General features: G+C 52.3%; 17 protein-coding genes. 10 read left to right on the plus strand and 7 right to left on the minus strand.

Features of this window, described 5'->3' with window-relative positions:
• Window positions 1–35 precede the first annotated feature (35 nt).
• Genes BW972_RS01010 through BW972_RS01020 form a run of 3 tightly spaced genes read right to left on the minus strand, consistent with a single transcriptional unit; the run spans window position 36 to window position 2,543 of the window.
• A complete protein-coding gene (locus BW972_RS01010; protein WP_076420481.1) occupies window positions 36–1,004 on the minus strand; it encodes a glycosyltransferase in 969 nt (322 codons plus the stop codon).
• Entirely contained in the window at window positions 997–2,118 is a 1,122-nt protein-coding gene (locus BW972_RS01015; protein ID WP_076420483.1) for a DegT/DnrJ/EryC1/StrS family aminotransferase, read from the minus strand. Before BW972_RS01015 ends, BW972_RS01010 begins: the two co-directional genes overlap by 8 nt.
• 11 nt (window positions 2,119–2,129) lie before the next feature.
• Window positions 2,130–2,543 (minus strand): sugar 3,4-ketoisomerase, encoded by a 414-nt coding sequence (locus BW972_RS01020; RefSeq protein ID WP_007657007.1) that lies wholly within the window; start codon window positions 2,541–2,543, stop codon window positions 2,130–2,132.
• A gap of 68 nt (window positions 2,544–2,611) precedes the next feature.
• On the opposite strand from BW972_RS01020, the gene BW972_RS01025 reads away from it, so the two are divergent.
• The 3 genes from BW972_RS01025 to corA are packed head-to-tail and all read left to right on the plus strand — an operon-like array spanning window position 2,612 to window position 5,380.
• A complete protein-coding gene (locus tag BW972_RS01025) occupies window positions 2,612–3,589 on the plus strand; it encodes a hypothetical protein (protein WP_007657009.1) in 978 nt (325 codons plus the stop codon).
• 3 nt (window positions 3,590–3,592) lie between these two features.
• Window positions 3,593–4,195, plus strand: a complete 603-nt coding sequence (locus BW972_RS01030) for an IMPACT family protein (RefSeq protein ID WP_076420485.1) — start codon at window positions 3,593–3,595, stop codon at window positions 4,193–4,195.
• A gap of 57 nt (window positions 4,196–4,252) precedes the next feature.
• Complete coding sequence (gene corA / locus BW972_RS01035; protein WP_007657017.1) at window positions 4,253–5,380, plus strand: magnesium/cobalt transporter CorA; 1,128 nt, start codon at window positions 4,253–4,255, stop codon at window positions 5,378–5,380.
• Here the strand turns inward: corA and BW972_RS01040 are convergent.
• Entirely contained in the window at window positions 5,377–8,091 is a 2,715-nt protein-coding gene (locus BW972_RS01040; RefSeq protein ID WP_076420487.1) for a PQQ-binding-like beta-propeller repeat protein, read from the minus strand. The two genes, corA and BW972_RS01040, sit on opposite strands and share 4 nt — an antisense overlap.
• Window positions 8,092–8,263: 172 nt before the next feature.
• Between BW972_RS01040 and BW972_RS01045 the strand changes: the two genes are divergently transcribed.
• The gene (locus BW972_RS01045) at window positions 8,264–9,136 is read left to right on the plus strand and encodes a universal stress protein (RefSeq protein ID WP_007657019.1); all 873 of its coding nucleotides are present in this window, start codon (window positions 8,264–8,266) and stop codon (window positions 9,134–9,136) included.
• Here BW972_RS01045 and BW972_RS01050 read toward each other — a convergent pair.
• On the minus strand, window positions 9,133–10,035 hold the full coding sequence (locus tag BW972_RS01050; protein WP_076420489.1) for an ATP-grasp domain-containing protein: 903 nt from the start codon (window positions 10,033–10,035) through the stop codon (window positions 9,133–9,135). The two genes, BW972_RS01045 and BW972_RS01050, sit on opposite strands and share 4 nt — an antisense overlap.
• 137 nt (window positions 10,036–10,172) lie before the next feature.
• On the opposite strand from BW972_RS01050, the gene BW972_RS01055 reads away from it, so the two are divergent.
• From BW972_RS01055 to BW972_RS01065, 3 genes are all read left to right on the plus strand, one after another.
• The gene (locus BW972_RS01055) at window positions 10,173–10,823 is read left to right on the plus strand and encodes a hypothetical protein (RefSeq protein WP_076420491.1); all 651 of its coding nucleotides are present in this window, start codon (window positions 10,173–10,175) and stop codon (window positions 10,821–10,823) included.
• Window positions 10,824–10,890: 67 nt separating this feature from the next.
• Window positions 10,891–11,343: a D-aminoacyl-tRNA deacylase gene (gene dtd / locus BW972_RS01060; RefSeq protein ID WP_076420493.1), complete on the plus strand. Its 453-nt coding sequence runs from the start codon at window positions 10,891–10,893 to the stop codon at window positions 11,341–11,343.
• A 23-nt stretch (window positions 11,344–11,366) separates the two neighbouring features.
• The gene (locus tag BW972_RS01065) at window positions 11,367–11,693 is read left to right on the plus strand and encodes a nucleotide pyrophosphohydrolase (RefSeq protein ID WP_076420495.1); all 327 of its coding nucleotides are present in this window, start codon (window positions 11,367–11,369) and stop codon (window positions 11,691–11,693) included.
• Between the two features lie 147 nt (window positions 11,694–11,840).
• On the opposite strand, the gene BW972_RS01070 is transcribed toward BW972_RS01065, so the two are convergent.
• Window positions 11,841–12,569, minus strand: a complete 729-nt coding sequence (locus BW972_RS01070) for a 2-phosphosulfolactate phosphatase (RefSeq protein ID WP_076420497.1) — start codon at window positions 12,567–12,569, stop codon at window positions 11,841–11,843.
• Window positions 12,570–12,579: 10 nt separating this feature from the next.
• On the minus strand, window positions 12,580–13,668 hold the full coding sequence (gene gcvT / locus BW972_RS01075) for a glycine cleavage system aminomethyltransferase GcvT (RefSeq protein ID WP_076420499.1): 1,089 nt from the start codon (window positions 13,666–13,668) through the stop codon (window positions 12,580–12,582).
• Window positions 13,669–13,888: 220 nt separating this feature from the next.
• Here gcvT and BW972_RS19690 point away from each other — a divergent pair, with 220 nt between their 5' ends.
• Genes BW972_RS19690 through BW972_RS01085 form a run of 3 tightly spaced genes read left to right on the plus strand, consistent with a single transcriptional unit; the run spans window position 13,889 to window position 16,025 of the window.
• Complete coding sequence (locus BW972_RS19690; RefSeq protein ID WP_143731787.1) at window positions 13,889–14,068, plus strand: hypothetical protein; 180 nt, start codon at window positions 13,889–13,891, stop codon at window positions 14,066–14,068.
• Window positions 14,069–14,074: 6 nt separating this feature from the next.
• Entirely contained in the window at window positions 14,075–15,544 is a 1,470-nt protein-coding gene (locus BW972_RS01080; RefSeq protein WP_076420501.1) for a sensor histidine kinase, read from the plus strand.
• 46 nt (window positions 15,545–15,590) lie between these two features.
• The gene (locus BW972_RS01085) at window positions 15,591–16,025 is read left to right on the plus strand and encodes a response regulator (protein ID WP_076420503.1); all 435 of its coding nucleotides are present in this window, start codon (window positions 15,591–15,593) and stop codon (window positions 16,023–16,025) included.
• Window positions 16,026–16,038 lie beyond the last annotated feature (13 nt).

Below are 16,038 nucleotides of genomic sequence, written 5' to 3' on the forward strand. Positions count from 1 at the left end.
CCCAATATGTAGTAAGTCCCTGACAGAGTGCAATTTCAGCGATTTAAAAGCTTCTGATACAGCGCTCTGATGAAGCGAAGGTCTACTTTAAGTTTACTAAGGAAATGAATGGTGTGATAAACCGGTCCTAGTCCGGCATGCTGCCGCAGGAGGTCCAAAAACTGCTCCGCCTGCCGGTAGTGACCGGTCAGGTAAGCATGGCGTGCCTCATACTGCAGGCGGCGGCTCAGTGCCTGACGCTCTTCAGAATTTTGAACCAGTTTAGCCGCTTTCTCGCAGACAAGCACGGTAGAGTTCAGCTGCCTGTCACCCGGCTTATACAATTGCTTCGAAAGCGAATGGGCGTGCAAGCGGCGCCTCGTTGTGATGGCATCCAGAAAGAAGTACTTATACCTGCGGGAAGAGCGCACCCAGAAATCAAAGTCCTCGTAGGCCAGCGCTTCGTCATAGCCCTGCAGGTCTTCAAATACCTGCCGCTTCATCATCATGGTAGGCGGACAGATAAAATAGCGGCTCAGCAGGTGCTCAAAGATGTCGCCGGACGGTACGAAGGAAACTACCTCACCAGCCTTGTTGCGCTGGCAGTGAAACTTAACATGCCTGCCATTGTCGTCAATATACTCTGCATCCGAGTAAACAACCCCATAACTATCGTCCAGCTTTTCGAATGCCGCCACCTGCTGCGCCACCCGCTCGGGCAGTAGCACATCGTCGGTGGCAAAGTCGATGATGTAGTCGCCTTTGGAGGCCCGCCAGGCCATGTTGAAGGCCCTCGTGTTGCCCAGATTCGTACCGGTGCTCATGAAAGTGAGCTGCGGATATTGCCGGACATATTCCTGGATGATGGCCACACTGTTGTCGGTGCTGCAATCGTTCATGATGATGATCTCCAGGTTGGGGTAGGTCTGGGCCAGCACTGAGTCCAGCGCCTCGGCAATGAAGCGCTCGTGGTTGTAGCACAGGCAGATGACCGATACCAGCGGCAGTGAAGAAGCATCAGTCATGGCGCTCAAAGAAAGTGTGTATAGACGTGATAACTGCTTCCTGCTCCGCCTCCGTCATACCGGGAAAAAGCGGCAGACTCAGGCTTGTTGCGGCCAGTTCTTCAGCCACCGGAAAGCTTCCTTTGCTATACCCCAGCCAGGTATAGGCCTCCTGCAAATGCACGGGAACCGGGTAATGTATGGCCGTCTGTATACCTTGCGCAGACAGGTATAGCTGCAAAGCATCGCGCTGCCTGGTGCAGATGTTGAAGATGTGGTAAACGTGCGTACAGCCCGGCGCTGTGACAGGCAGCACCAGGTCGCCTATACCTTGCAAGGCCGTCAGGTATACCTGCGCCAGTCGTTGCCGCTCGCTGTTCAGTGCATCGAGGTGGTGCAGCTTGGTGCGCAGCACGGCCGCCTGCAGTGTGTCGAGGCGGGAGTTGACACCTATGATTTGGTTGTGGTATTTCTGTTGCTGTCCGTAGTTGCGGTACATGCGGGCATAGGCTGCCAGCTCAGGATCAGAAGTAACTACTGCCCCACCGTCACCCAACGCTCCCAGGTTTTTGGTGGGATAAAAACTGGTGGCACTGACACGGCCGAAGCTACCGACCGGACGGCCTTTGTAGCTTGCGCCCTGTGCCTGGGCAAAGTCTTCGATCAGGACCAGGTGGTGTTGTTCGGCTAACTCCAAAAACCCCGTCATCTCGCAGGCTTGCCCATACAGGTGCACAGGTATAATGGCTTTGGTGCGGGGTGTTATGTGAGTAGCGGCCACAGCAGCAGTCAGGTTGCAGGTATGGCGGTCGGGTTCGGCCAGCACAGGTATAGCGCCTACCCACACTACGGCATTCACAGTTGCAATGAAGGTGTTAGCCGGCACAATCACTTCGTCGCCTGCGCCTATACCTGCCGCTTTCAGAGCCACCACCAAAGCATCGTAGCCATTGCCCACGCCGATGGTCATACCTGCCTGCACGTACTTCGCAAACTCACCCTCGAATTGCTCCACCGCTTCGCCCAAAATGTACTGCTGAGCACGTAAGGCACCCAACAGCGCCTCCTCCACCTGCTGGTTTATACCTGCAGGGTAGTCACGGAAGACGAAGTATGGGACCTGGGTTGTAGACATAGGTATAGCTTTTACAGGGCCAGGTGTGCGGCCAGGCGCTTAAACGTGGCGTAGTCGCGGATGTAGTCGGAATCTTCGAAATCGGTGGAAGTCAGGCAGACCGCTATGGTGCCCGGAGCAAAATGCAGGTCAGTCCAGCACATGGCCGGCAGGTACAGCCCTATTGCCGGATTGTCCAGTACGAAGGTCTCCTTACTGCGACCATTGTCTGTCTCAACGGTAATGCTTCCCGTCACGGCTACCAGCACCTCTTCGGTGGCTTTGTTGGCATGCTGCCCGCGCAGCACACCTGCCGGAGTACCGTAAGTCCAGAACACCCGTTTGATCTCAAAAGGTATGTTTTGAGCCAGCTGTGTAGAGGCTATAAAGCCTATCTCTTGGTTACCGGTTTCGGTTAAGTGGATCAGGTATGGCGTGGCAGACAAATGGAAAAATTTAGTGCAGCCACAAATTAAAACATTTTCGGTTAATGTGCCTATAAAAGGGGCATGGCTTGGCGCTTGCTGGCGCTTCTGTTACTTTTGCAAATCAGGTCCTGCTGCAGGCCCTTGATGCTATACCTATGCTATACCTGATCCTGAGTGTGCTATCGGGCGTTTCGCTCGTGTTTATCTTCAAGCTTTACCAGCGCTTCAATGTACATACGTTTCAGGCCATCGTTGTCAATTACGTTGTCTGTATCCTGGTTGGGCTGGCCTTTCCGGGAGGTACTGATGTGCTGCAGGCGGGTGTGTTTCAGAAGCCCTGGGCGCTGCATGCGCTGGTGCTCGGTGCTATTTTTATCGGGGCTTTCTACCTGATTGCACTCTCTACCCAAAAAGTGGGCGTAACTGCTACCTCCGTGGCAGCTAAAATCTCGCTGGTCATTCCGGTGCTGTTTAGCCTGCTGGTACTGCAAAACAGCGTGAAGGAATATTCGGTGATCAACTACGTGGGCATGGGCCTGGCGCTGGTGGCGATTGTGCTTTCATCTGTACGCCCCGGCTCCGAGGGCGGAAAACCCACTGCTCGATTGCTCAGTTTCGCGCTGCCGTTCATCATTTTCCTGAGCAGTGGCTTTGCAGATTCGCTTATCAACTACGTAAACGAGTATCACCTCCAGGCCCATGAAGCCAGCCAGTTTACGATGCTGACCTTCACGGCCTCCGCCGTACTCGGTTTGGTGGTGCTGCTCTACCAACTTTTCACTGGCAGTACCTCATTCAGGGCTAAGAGCATTTGGGCAGGTATAGCCTTGGGTGTGCCCAACTATTTCTCTATCTTTTTCCTGATCATGGCCCTCTCAGCCTTTGGCAACGATGGTGCTTTCCTCTACCCCGTCAATAACATGGGCATCATCATGGCGGGGGCACTGGGAGCTGTAATGATATTCGGGGAGCGGCTGAGTGCGATCAACCTCGTCGGTCTGTCACTGGCAGTGCTGGCCCTGGTGCTGCTTTCGTATCAGGAATTAGCCGCCAATCTGTTTTAATTTATGGAAGATACCTACCGTACCATCGAGTCCCCCTCCGAAGGCCTCTACAAAGAGAAAGGCAGCAAGTTTATCGCCTTAGCCTACCCCGTATACTCGGAAGAGGAAGTAAAAGAGGTCTTAACCGACCTGCGCAAACAGTATTACGATGCCCGCCATCACTGCTATGCCTACAGCCTGGGCGCCGACAAGAGCCGCTACCGCGCCAACGACGACGGCGAGCCCAATCACTCCGCCGGCGACCCCATCCTGGGCCAGATCCGCTCCTTTGACCTGAGCAATGTGCTCGTAGTAGTGGTGCGCTACTTCGGAGGCACTAAACTCGGCGTCAGTGGGCTCATCACCGCCTACAAGACCTCCACTGCAGAAGCACTCAGCAACGCTACGATCATTGAAAAGCACGAAACGACGTTGCTGCAGGTACACTTTGCCTACCCCCAGATGAACGACGTGATGAGTCTGGTGAAAGAATACGAACTCGGCGTGAAAGACCAGCAATTTGAACTCGACTGCCGCATGACGCTGGAGGTGCGCAGGAAGCTGCAGGAAGAGGTAAGCGGAAAGCTGGAAGGTATAGACGGAGTTACTGTAGAGGTAGTGGAGTAGCAGAGCAAAACCTTATTTTTATTAACTTGTACAGCTGCAGTACACCCTGACAACCCTATGGCTAAGAAAAAACGACACCGCTCCAGACATAAAATACTTGACCGTAAGCTCGGCATCAGCCCGGGTACGCTCTTTATACCTACTGAGTCGCACGCCCCACGCTACTTTCTGATGTCGTTTAACGAGCAGCTATTCAAAGAGCAGGAATTCGTTTCTTATGCCGAACTGTTGCAGCAGGTACAGTCCCAACCCAACGCCACACATTGGATCGACATCCGGGGCTATGCCGACCTGACTATGCTGGAGTTGCTCAAGCAGGACTTCGGTATACACTCGCTGCAGATGGAGGACGTGATCAATGACTACCAGCGCCCGAAGGTAGACGAACTTGACGACCGTCTCTTCATCATCACCCGCATGCTGCGTTGGAAGGAAGAGTACCATACCCTGGACGATGTGCAGCTGTCGGTTTTCTCAGGTCCTAATTATGTGCTTACCCTGCAGAGTGACTACGACGATTGTCTTGATCCGCTTCGTGAGCGTATTCGGGTTGGCAAAGGCATTATCCGGCAGCGACCGCCGATGTATGTGGTATATGCCATACTGGACGTGGTGCTCGACTATTACTTCCCTGTAATGGGAGCCATCGGCACTTACATTGAGGAGTTGGAGCAGAAGATCCTGGATAAGCCTTCAAAGCAGACCCTGCGGGAGATCCTCGATCTGAAAAACGAGCTGATCAAGTTGCGCCGTATCGCCTGGCCGGAGCGCGATAAAATGAATGAACTACTGCGCATGGACGAGGACATTATACCTGACAACCTGAAGGTATACTTCCGCGATGCTTACGATCACACCATCCAGCTGATCGACCTGATCGACAGCCACAAGGAAATGTCGACGAGTTTGGTGGAGCTCTACATGTCCACAGTGAGCAACCGCATGAATGAGATCATGAAAGTGCTCACCATCATCTCCAGTATCTTTATCCCGCTGAGCTTTATCGCCGGGGTATATGGTATGAATTTCTCGCGAGAAGACCCTGAAACAGGCGAAGTGTTCCGATGGAGCATGCCCGAGCTATACCAGCCCTACAGTTATCCAATTTTGATGATGCTGATGACCACGCTGGTGCTGGTACAGCTATACCTGTTTTATAAGAAAGGCTGGTTTAAGAGCTTCTAGTTAGGCAGCTTAAAATTGAGCTTCTGCAGTTCGTTGCGGAACACTTTGTACACAGAGTAGTTGTTGCCCACCTCATTGTAATGGATGCTCACGGCTTGGTTGCTTTCCAGCGACCTGCCCCCTATCAGGCGGGCATCCGGACCGTATAGGTATGTTTTCTGCGGGCCGGTTTCGGTGATGGCGTATATCTGATTGCCCCCCCCGAAGTTGAAGTACTGCACGATCTTCGGGGTTGAGGTCACGTAGCGTTTCTCAAATAGCTCCTCCAGGTCCTGGTCGAAGGCAGCTACTTTTCCCTGGTCCTGCCGCACAATGATATAAGAGCGGCCGCTGGCATCGGGCACGAGGTCGAACATGGCACTCTTGCTTGGGCGCGGCAGCTGCTCCCGTTTCACCACCTGTCCCTGCAGGTTAAACTCCACCACCTCACCATAGCGCGTCACCACCGTTACCACAGATCGACGCAGGTCAGCACCTGCCCGAATGACGCCTTCCGAAGTGATCGGCACCCGCAAACTGAAGGGGAAGCCCGGGTAGGTTTCGCCTTTGGTGTTCAGGGCGTACACATAGCCGTTTTCTAGCAACACCAGGATGACATCGCGACCTCCAACCCGCACATGCTGCGGGGTAGCGGCCAGACGGTAGTCCATGCGGCGGGGCTGCCAGCCAGGTATAGCGTTACCGCGTGTGTCGAACATGTACAGGTTGCCCAGGGCATCATCCACCAGAAAGCGGTAATCACGGTTTTTCTCGAAATCGAACACGGCCAGGCGCTGCAGGCGGAGCGTGTCGCCTACGTTAAAAGGGAAGTGCTCCAGGTTACGTCCCAGGTTGTCGATGGCCTGTATGCGGTTGGCAGTCGCGAACACGTAGCGAAGTCGCTTGTCGTTGCCGAGCTCCACTTGCTGCAGGGCGCCCCGCACCTGAGTTTGCAAGGAGTCGGTCCAGCCGCGGCTGCCGGTGGCGGTAATATTGTGCAGCACCTGCATAGAGTCCTGCACCACCACTTCACGACTGCGGTCTATGGCGTTCTGAATCGGATAAGGCGGGGATATCAGGCGGCTGGCAAATGGGATGGTCAGCTCTTCTTCAAAGCCTTCTTGTCCACCATCGGTGTTGCGCTCCTGCCTTCTGAACAGCACACTGGTATAGTACTGGTTTTCGGCGCGGGCAAACTGTACACTAACCTGGTTAAAGCGCCTGATCAGGCTGGAGTTCTGCAGCAGGTCCTCGCGATTCTCCTCCTGCACATAGCGGTTCAGGATATACCAGGCATTCACAGTGTTCAGGTACAGACTGAAGTTACCTTCCTGCAGCGTTTCCTCCAGAAAAGACTTTTGTGCCACCGAGCGTCCCCATACCTCACCTGCATTGATGTCGTCGATAAGCGCACGCAGGCTGGCGATATCCGGTGAAAAGATCATGTAATTGTCGAGCTGCAGCACGTAGCTCTGTTCAAAGCCGGAGAACAGGCTGCCAAACAGGCGGGCGGGCAGTTCTTCCAAGTCCAGCAGTTGTAAGGTATAGTTGCCGTACTGCTCGGTATAGATCTTCTCGCTTTGGGCTTTGCTTAGCTGTTGTGCCAATGCCTGAAGGCGAGCCCCGGTTTTGCCGCTGCTTTCCATGCGGGCAATGACCATTTTGTCGGGACTCGTGTTCATGTTGTATGACTCCATGTAAGCCAGTGCGATCTCCTGATTGAAGGACCGGGCCAGACTATCGATGGTGGGGCTATACGCATCTTTGGGAGCTTTGCCATCGCGCAGACGCGCCACCTCCCCTACCCCAAAGTGCATCAGCATGGCCGTGCGGGTTGGCAGCAGCAGCTTGATTTCGAGCGGGCGCGGTTTGGAAGGATGGAGTTGCGCCTGAAAAGAGCCTTCGAGTGTCTCGGGATTTGAGAAACCGTTCAGGAAAAGCTTGTTCCGGTCGAGCTTGAGCTCCAGCATGGCATTGCGGCAAAAGCTGCTCAGGTAGCGCACCTGCGGCATGAGGTCTTCCTGCACAAAGAGTCCCAGCAGGTCAGGCAGGGCACGGTAGTTCACAAACACGTTGGCATACACATCAGCCTGACTCAGGTAATTCACCTTTTTATAATCAGCTGCGATGGAAGTAAGCTTTCCCCGGTTGATGCGGCGCACGATCTCCTCTACCAGCACCGGCGAGGCACTCAGAATGATGTTATTGTGATAAGAAAAGTAGCTGAAGCTGGTGCCTAGCTGCGTATTGGTCACGTCGGTCAGGAGCATGCCCTGGTACTCTCTGCTCTGCTCCGTAAATGCCGGACTCTTGACAATATTTTCGGTGAGTGTGCGCAGAAAGCGGTGCTCCCCCACTGACACGACCGGTATGTAGTATACAAATTCTACATCAGTTTTACCCAGCACATGGATCGAGGTGAGTATGTTCTTTTTGTCCAGGAAACGATCGAGGCGCTGGTTGCCGGGGGCCACACTGTCGAGCATGGCCATATTCTCCTGAAAGCGCTGCGTTACCGGAAGCAGCGAGAAACTTTCCCATAGTGCGGTTTCCTCCAGGTGCTCTCTCAACTCGCTGTGGTTGTTTGTCTCCACCACAAAAGCCGCCGTCTCAGGTACCAGCGTCCAAAGGTCCACCTTCAGTCGGGAGTCCTGCCACCTGCTAAAGCCATAATAGACCAGAGAGGCCAGCACTACAAATGCGATGAAGTAAAAGACAATGCGTTGCGGCATAGCGAAGGTGTATGAGGTTACAAATTAACCGAAAAAATTAGAAATCACCCGAGTCAAACTGCTACAGTGCTATTCCTTACATAAAACATCCAGATTTATCCAATTTTGGCCATGGCAGGTATACCCGGTACCAGCGCGTGCGTATATATGGGCCAACCCATCACAGCCATCTATGTATCGCATTCTTATACCCGTTGATTTTTCGGAGGGCTCTACCAAAGCCTGCCACTACGCTCTGCAGCTTGCCGCCGGCGTGCCTGGAGCTAAGCTCCTGTTGCTGCACTGCTTCCAGGATTACCTGGCCGATGGCGATCCCGTACCTGCCAGCGCCGCTGGTCTCAGCCCATCTGATCAAATTGCAGAACGCGTGTTGCATCGTAATGAACTGGAGGCACAGGAACAGCTTGAAGAACTGTACCAGGAGCTACTCCCGAAAGTGCGCAGCCTGGGTAGCAACCTGCAAATGGAGCGGGCTTTTATACACGGTCTTCCGGAAGAAGAAATACTGGAACAGGCAGAACGCTTCCGGCCCGCACTGGTGGTGATGAGCACGAAAGGCGAGTCCAGCATTGGCCGTGCTGTATTCGGCACAGTGTCCACCAAGGTGATGGAGGAAACCAATGTACCCATCCTGACAATACCCAACCACTATGAGGGCGCTATACCCAGCCGTATCCTCTACGCCACAAACTTCGGCAAGACAGATGTTAGCGACATGGACCGCATCCGGCAGTTGTTCAGCCACCTGCAGCCCATGATCTACTGTGTGCACATTTCAGACGATCCGGAAGAAGACCGCGAAAAGTTGCTGCAACTGCAGCAAAACCTGCAACAAGCCCCTGAAAGTGACATCCGCTATGCCCTACTCGAAGGCGACGATGTAGCACAATCCCTGCAGGACTTTGCCCGCAGCGAAAGCATCGACCTGCTTGCTCTCACCACACAGGAGCGCAGTACGTTTGAGTCGCTGTTTAACCCCAGTCTGGCCAAAAAGATGGTGCTGCATGCGCCCCTGCCAGTGCTGGTATTCCACAGCAGGGTTTAGGCTTTACCCTCCACAGGTTGCTCCAGCAATTGCTGCAAGGCCTGGTAGTAGCGATCCAAAGCACCTTCGCTGGTACTCAGGAACAGGAAAGGCTCGATCAGTTCGAGTTCCATCAGCACGAGTTCGCCGTTCAGCTCCACTCCGTCTACGCGGGCGTACAGGCAGTCATGTGCAAACTGCTCCACGATGGTGGTGGCGGTTTGCAGCATACCTGCCGGGGGCGTTGGCGTATGCACGCTGCCACCGAAGAAGTGCTGTACCCGGAAGTCACCTGACTTGGCTGTTTTGAGCACGGCATGGCTATACCTGCCGTTAAAGAAAAGGAAGGACCACTCACCCTGTGTTCTGATCTCCTCAAGAAAGGGCTGTGCCAGGAATGGCTCATGCTGTAGCAGGGCATTGACACGATCCGTGTAAGCGCCAACCTCTTCTCTGCTAATGGCCAGGGTGTTCTTGGCGGCACCGCTTACCCGCGGCTTCACAATGATTTTGTCACGCCCGATCGCAGTGAAGACGCTGTCTGCATCGAAGGTACTACCCTGCTCCAGCCATACGGTTGGCACAATCTTAACACCTTGCGCCTGCATATCTTTAAAGTACTGTTTGTCTGCGTTCCATCGCAGTGTCCTCACGGGGTTGAGTACCGGGCAACCCATTGCTTCCAGCTTATCAAGCCAGGTATAGAAGGCGTTTATTTTATCGAAGTAATCCCAGGGCGATTTGATGATAATGGCGTCGAAAGCGGTCCAGTCCACCTGCTCATCATCCCATACCTGAAAAGAAATTTTATGGCCTTTTTCGGCTAAATAACGGTACAGACGCTCATCTTCGCTATCGGCATTGGCAGTATAATCGCCTAAGCTCTGACAAGTGACCAAAGCTATTTGTTGTAATGACATAAATAATGATATTTGCGCAAAATTATACTTTCTAGCCCGCAGAAGCTACAGAATAAATTTCCAATTAGTGAAAACTTTAAGAACGTCAGTTCTCGTATGTAAAGTATAATTTGCTTGCCCGCTTTTTAATCTACACCATGTTACATCTTATCAGCCTCAGCCTACGACACAGGTACAGCCTCTCTGTACGCCTGCTGGTTCTGCTGTTGCTGATCACGACCACGGCGGGTGCCTGCAGCACTGAAGGCACGCACGACGAGCACTCGGACGAACCACAGGAGCGGAACCCGCAGCACATAGAGCCCGACACCATGCTGGCCAGACGGTCCACGGGCGGACCCGCGGCTACGATTGATTTTCTGGGCAACCCATTTCTGTCAGACTACCGCCAGAGCAAGAAGCTGGACGCCTACTTCGCCCGCATCAGCACCGACTTCACACTCGATGCCGACCCGGTGGAGAACATACACCGTCCGGCCATTACGGACACGATCTATACCATCCGCTTTGGTGAATCGGTGATCGAGCTCTACGCCCCTACTCAAACCGGTGACCTGCTGCTGCAGGTAGCCGACATCCGCAATGCGGGCATTGCCCTGCGCAACAACATGAAGGTAGGTATGAGCCAGCCGGAGCTGATGACCAAGCTCAAAAACTTCGACGTGCGCATCCTGCAGACTAATTCCGAAATTGTAGCTACCTCCGTGGAGGGTGCTCCTATCTCGCTGCGCTTCTTCCTGAAAAACGGCAAAGTGAACCGGATCAGGTATGAGGGCTATGTTGATTAACAAAAACCGCCCAGGGCATAAGTGATTCAGAAACCTTACCTTTGATGCTGAACCAAAGGTATACCCCATGCGCATCGTCATCCAACGCGTTACCCAAGCTTCCGTTACCATCGACAATCAGGTAAAAGGCGAAATTGGCCTTGGTCTGCTGCTGCTGGCAGGTTTCACCAACGACGACACCGAAGAAGATCTGAAATGGATTGCCAACAAGGTGGTGCAGCTTCGCATCTTCAGCGACACCGATGACAAAATGAATCTGAGTGTGCAGGATGTGCAGGGCGACCTGCTTGTGATCAGCCAGTTTACCCTCTATGCGCTCACCAAAAAAGGCAACCGCCCCTCTTACATCCAGGCCGCTCCTCCTGCAGTAGCTATACCTCTGTACGAGCGATTTGTAGTAATGCTTGAAGAGGCTTTGGGTAAAAAAGTACAGACCGGCGAGTTCGGTGCCGACATGAAAGTAGCCCTGCTCAACGACGGTCCGGTTACCATCACAATCGACTCCAAAAATCGGGAATAATTTAAATCTACAGAGAACGCTTTATGACCATCGCAGAAGCCCAAACCATCGTTGACAACTGGATCAAGGAAAACGGTGTTCGCTATTTCAACGAACTGACCAATATGGCTATCCTTACAGAAGAGGTAGGTGAAGTAGCCCGCATCATGTCACGGCAGTACGGCGAGCAGTCTTTTAAGAAAAGCGATGAAGGCAAGCAGCTTTCCGACGAACTGGCTGACGTGCTTTTTGTGCTCATCTGCATCGCCAACCAGACAGGCATCGACCTCACCGAAGCCCTTCGCAAAAACCTGGAGAAGAAAACATCCCGCGATAGCGAAAGACACAGGCAGAACGAGAAACTGAAGTAAGTTTAGGAGTTGGGGAGTTTAAGAGTGATAAAGGAAAGAGTTAAAATAAAAACAGAGCAGGTACCCCATTAAGATGGTTCCTGCTCTGTTTTTATGGATTTTAATTTTCCGGATAGAGTACTTCTGATTTCTTAAACTCCCCAACTCCTAAACTCCCAAACTCTCAAACTCTTTCAGGTTTACCAACCTATCCCTTTTCCATACCGGCAACACGTTGTAGGTGTCGTGCTGGAGGCAGAATTCGATGTCCTTGTGGATCTCGAGATTTTCGAGGCGGCGCACGTGAGAGGACTGACGCAGGAACGTGACCATATCATCCTTAGCGGCGTGGTACAGGTATAGCGAAGCCAGTGTGGCGTCGTTCTCAAACTCAAACTCACCCTGCAGGCGCTCGGCAAGGGCTCCGGCATACAGTGTGTCTTCGAGGTTGAACTTGCCTTTCCAGCCGGCACATACCACCAGCACATCCAACTGCAGTTCGCGCAGGTGCTGCGCCACAGCCTCCAGGTTCAGGAAAGCCCCTACTATGATTTCCTGCGCTGCTTCTGACATGCGGATGGCACGGGTGCCGTTTGTAGTCGTAATGGCCACGGTTCGGTCCTTCACTTGCCCATTCATGTAAGCAAAAGGCGAGTTACCCAGGTCAAAGCCTTCGGCTTTGATGCCATTTCGCTCCGCTGCGGTCAGGCAGCCTTGCTCGGCATAAGCACGGCACTCCTCGAGCTGCATCACAGGTATAATATCAGTGGCGCCATGTGCAAAGGCCGTTACCATCGTAGAGGTAGCACGCAGAATATCCACAGCCACCACTGCCTTCCCCTCCAGTTCGTACAAGTGCAACAGCTCCGGGCTGTAGCACACATCTATACTCGGCATTGTTTAATTGTTATTTCTTTACAAATGGTAGCTTTACGATCTGGCCTTTCATGTCCTTGTTGCGAACGCGAACGAATACCTCAGTGCCTGGCTTGCTGTACTCGGTCTGCACATAACCCATCCCTATGCCTTTGCCCAATGATGGCGACATGGTACCTGAGGTTACTTCACCGATCTGCTCGCCCTCTGCGTTCACGATCTCGTAATGCGCTCTAGGTATAGCTTTCTCCAGCATCTCAAAACCCACCAGCTTTTTGCTGACACCGGCCGCTTTCTGCTCCTTCAGGTTTTCTGAATTTACAAATTCCTTGTCAAACTTGGTGATCCAGCCCAGACCAGCCTCTAATGGCGAAGTCGTGTCGTTTATGTCGTTGCCGTAGAGGCAGAAGCCCATCTCGAGGCGCAGCGTGTCGCGGGCGCCCAGACCAATCGGCTTGATGCCCTGCTCTTTACCAGCTTCCATGATCGCATGGAACACCTTCTCGGCATCCTCATTCTTTACATAAATCTCAAATCCACCAGAGCCAGTATAGCCTGTGGCAGAGAGTATAACATCGGGCACACCGGCAAATTCACCTTTCTCAAAGGTATAGTATACCATGCTGCCCAAGTCTACAGACGTAAGCGATTGCAGTGCCTCTACTGTCTTGGGTCCCTGCACGGCAAACAGCGACATCTTATCTGAAATGTTCTCAAGTTCCGCGCCCTTGGTGTTGTACTTACTCACCCAGGCCCAGTCCTTCTCGATGTTAGAGGCGTTCACCACCAGCATGTACTCGTTCTCGGCCATGCAGTACACCAGCAGGTCGTCCACGATGCCGCCATCCTCGTTCGGGAAGCAAGAGTACTGGATCTTGCCCGGGGTCAGTTTAGAAGCGTCGTTTGAAGTGATGCGCTGGATCAGGTCAAGTGCCTCGGGGCCTTTAACCAGGAATTCGCCCATGTGCGACACGTCGAATATACCTACGCCATTGCGCACAGTGTTGTGCTCTTCCAGATCAGACGAGTAACGCACAGGCATGTTATACCCTGCAAAAGGCACCATCTTCGCACCCAGCGACTCGTGCACATCATTCAAAGCTATTTTCTTCAGTTCCATATCAGATTTGATTGCTAATAAAGTAGATGCCCAAAATTAAGTAAAATAAAACCGCTTCCGAAATTTTATGTAGGAACAGGATTTATATAGCCCAAAAGCTATTAATCAGGAAACCTACCTGTCACTGATCGCCTGCAACCGTTTTTCCACATCCGTATGTGCATAACCTTGTCTGATCCGGCACGTAAACCAAGCCGTCACTTTTTTAGCCAAAAGGAACATGCCATCTACTTCTTATTTCACCTTCGCACGCAGGAAAAGTGTGCCTGATTTTAATCTGACTTTGCCAAGCCTGACCACCCGTTTTGCCTGGCGCTTTATTTTGCTTCGCTCCATTTTTGCTAATTTAGCAGGATATCATCTGTCTAACCAAAAGCTCAGTCTGGCGCTAATCAGATAATAGTCCATGAAGCTATCAACCAAGCTGTTTATCGGGTTTGTCCTGATTTCACTGCTTTTCACCACTGTTGCCATCGTAAACTTCAGGTTGTCGGAGGATGTGATCGAAAACATGCGCTGGGTAACACGCTCTCAGATCGTGGTCCGAAACTCTGCTTCGCTGCAACGCAACATCATCGACATGGAATCGGGTTTGCGCGGCTACCTGCTCAACGGGAACGAAGTATTTCTGGAGCCTTATCACGAAGCGAAAAGACTACTGACCAGGCTTCGGGAAGATGTACGGAATTATACCGCTTCTGAGAGCCAGAAGCAGAAACTGGATAAAATCATCAGGACGCATGATGACTGGATAACGCAATATGCAGAGCCGCTTATCGAGATGAAAAGAAGCGACACACTGGAAGTCTCCACACGGGCCTTCGACATGAAACTCGATACACTGGTGCTGGGCGAAAAAGTATTGATGGACACCATCCGAAGTGACTTCCGCGTGTTCAACTCGCATGAGTATACTCTGCGTGGGGAAAGAAATGACCGGCTGAACACCAGTATCAATACTACAAGGCAAGTATCCACCGTTCTTACCATATTATCGGTGTTACTGGGTCTCGGGTGGGCATGGTACATCACCCGGATCATCTCTAACCGTATCATGAAAATGGTGACACTGGCCGAGAAGATCTCAAAAGGAGATTACCAGACCCAGATCATAGATACTTCCAAGGACGAACTCAGCCAGCTGTCTCACTCCCTGAACAGGATGTCAGCCACGATTGACGAGACCTTTTCGGAGCTTGATCGCAAGAACAAAGAGCTGGACCAGTTTGCCTATGTGGTGTCGCATGACCTGAAGGCGCCCTTAAGGGGTATAGAGGTTGCCTCGCGGTGGGTAGAAGAAGACATGGGGCAGAATCTGCCTGATAACATTAAAGAGTACCTACTGATGATGCGTGTGCGGGTACACCGCATGGAAAACCTGATCAACGGCATACTGGCACTTGCCCGTGTTGACCGGAACAGCTACGTGCAGGAAGTGGTGGATGTCCGGCAACTCTTAACAGAGGTTACGGATATGGCTTCGGCACCCAATGGGTTTACCATAAACATCGGTCCCGGAATGCCGGAAATATACACAGAGCGGGTGCATTTGCATCAGGTTTTTCTTAACCTGATCTCCAATGCGATCAAGTACCATGACCGGGAGGATGGGCATATCGACATCACTTGCCAGGAGGCAGAAAACTTTTATACCTTCTCGGTTTCAGACGATGGTCCAGGTATAGCCCCAGAGTACCACGAGCGCATATTTGTGATCTTCCAGACACTGCAGGAACGTGACGCGGTCGAAAGTACAGGTGTGGGACTGGCTATAGTAAAAAAGATCGTAGAGCGACACGGAGGGAACATCTGGGTGGCCTCCAGCCCCGGCCAAGGGGCTACTTTCAGTTTTACCTGGCCTAAAAACCAGGCGTAATTGAAAGATTTATATTAATTTTGATCATTGAATTTCGACAAGCGCTATGATAAATAAAGAAGTTAATATCCTTTTAGTAGAAGATGACTACCTGGATATTATGAATGTGGAACGTGAACTTAAAAAAATAGGCATTACGCACCCAATCCATGTGGCCCGCAATGGTCGTGAAGCACTTGATATGCTGCGCGGAAGTGGCGTGCCCAAAATATCGCCTGCTCCCAGTGTGATTCTGCTCGACATCAACATGCCGCGCATGAATGGTCTGGAGTTTTTAACCGAGCTGCGCCGTGAGCCGGAATTCAGCCACATTCCGGTGTTTATCATGACCACTTCGAACGAAGAAACGGATCGTATGGCTGCTCAGCGGCTCAATGTGTCAGGTTATATCGTCAAGCCGATGAGCTTTGATAACTTCGAAGCCAGCCCATCATCGCTCGATAACTTCACCCTGTTTCTCGACCTTATCAAACTTAAATAGAGGTCCTGTTACT

This window comes from Pontibacter lucknowensis, from assembly GCF_900156415.1.
GTDB lineage: Bacteria > Bacteroidota > Bacteroidia > Cytophagales > Hymenobacteraceae > Pontibacter > Pontibacter lucknowensis.

Excerpts from the sequence above, each read along its gene's own strand:
- BW972_RS01045 (WP_007657019.1), top strand. The coding sequence starts at position 8,264 with ATGTATCGCATTCTTATACCCGTTGATTTTTCGGAGGGCTCTACCAAA.
- BW972_RS01015 (WP_076420483.1), bottom strand. The coding sequence starts at position 2,118 with ATGTCTACAACCCAGGTCCCATACTTCGTCTTCCGTGACTACCCTGCA.
- dtd (WP_076420493.1), top strand. The coding sequence starts at position 10,891 with ATGCGCATCGTCATCCAACGCGTTACCCAAGCTTCCGTTACCATCGAC.
- corA (WP_007657017.1), top strand. The coding sequence starts at position 4,253 with ATGGCTAAGAAAAAACGACACCGCTCCAGACATAAAATACTTGACCGT.
- BW972_RS01080 (WP_076420501.1), top strand. The coding sequence starts at position 14,075 with ATGAAGCTATCAACCAAGCTGTTTATCGGGTTTGTCCTGATTTCACTG.
- BW972_RS01070 (WP_076420497.1), bottom strand. The coding sequence starts at position 12,569 with ATGCCGAGTATAGATGTGTGCTACAGCCCGGAGCTGTTGCACTTGTAC.
- BW972_RS01010 (WP_076420481.1), bottom strand. The coding sequence starts at position 1,004 with ATGACTGATGCTTCTTCACTGCCGCTGGTATCGGTCATCTGCCTGTGC.
- BW972_RS01055 (WP_076420491.1), top strand. The coding sequence starts at position 10,173 with ATGTTACATCTTATCAGCCTCAGCCTACGACACAGGTACAGCCTCTCT.
- BW972_RS01050 (WP_076420489.1), bottom strand. The coding sequence starts at position 10,035 with ATGTCATTACAACAAATAGCTTTGGTCACTTGTCAGAGCTTAGGCGAT.
- BW972_RS01030 (WP_076420485.1), top strand. The coding sequence starts at position 3,593 with ATGGAAGATACCTACCGTACCATCGAGTCCCCCTCCGAAGGCCTCTAC.
- BW972_RS01065 (WP_076420495.1), top strand. The coding sequence starts at position 11,367 with ATGACCATCGCAGAAGCCCAAACCATCGTTGACAACTGGATCAAGGAA.
- gcvT (WP_076420499.1), bottom strand. The coding sequence starts at position 13,668 with ATGGAACTGAAGAAAATAGCTTTGAATGATGTGCACGAGTCGCTGGGT.
- BW972_RS01085 (WP_076420503.1), top strand. The coding sequence starts at position 15,591 with ATGATAAATAAAGAAGTTAATATCCTTTTAGTAGAAGATGACTACCTG.
- BW972_RS01040 (WP_076420487.1), bottom strand. The coding sequence starts at position 8,091 with ATGCCGCAACGCATTGTCTTTTACTTCATCGCATTTGTAGTGCTGGCC.
- BW972_RS19690 (WP_143731787.1), top strand. The coding sequence starts at position 13,889 with ATGCCATCTACTTCTTATTTCACCTTCGCACGCAGGAAAAGTGTGCCT.